The organism is Lactobacillus sp. N54.MGS-719 (assembly GCF_000980505.1).
GTDB classification, from domain to species: domain Bacteria; phylum Bacillota; class Bacilli; order Lactobacillales; family Lactobacillaceae; genus Lactobacillus; species Lactobacillus amylovorus.
Genome location: NZ_LARO01000143.1, coordinates 1 through 369 on the forward strand (window position 1 = coordinate 1; position 369 = coordinate 369).

Sequence of the window (369 nt, forward strand, 5' to 3'; positions counted from 1 at the left end):
TGCCACTTGCTTAATCCTTTTTCTAAGATGTTCACTGCCGCATTCCAATCACGAATATGGGGCATTCGACAAATTGGACAAGTCCACTCCCGATCCTTAAGGGTTAATTTCTTATAACCATTTTGGCCCATAATACTGCCACAAGCATGACAGCGTTGAGTAGTATATTTAGGATCAATTGTTAGAAATTCTTTACCATATAGATCTGCCTTATAAGCCAGCATATTCAGGAAACTACGCCAGCCGACATCAGAAATTGATTGCGACAAGGCATGATTCTTTAACAGGTTTCTGTTTCTTAATTCCTCGGCAACTACTAAATCGTGGTTTTTGATTAGTGCAGTTGAGAGTACTTGTAAAAAGTCATTA

The 369-nt window shown here is 38.8% G+C and carries 1 protein-coding gene; it reads right to left on the reverse strand.

The features are described from left to right. The coding region (locus WS44_RS09675) for an RNA-guided endonuclease TnpB family protein (protein WP_046434137.1) at nt 1-369 on the reverse strand (369 nt) is incomplete at both ends.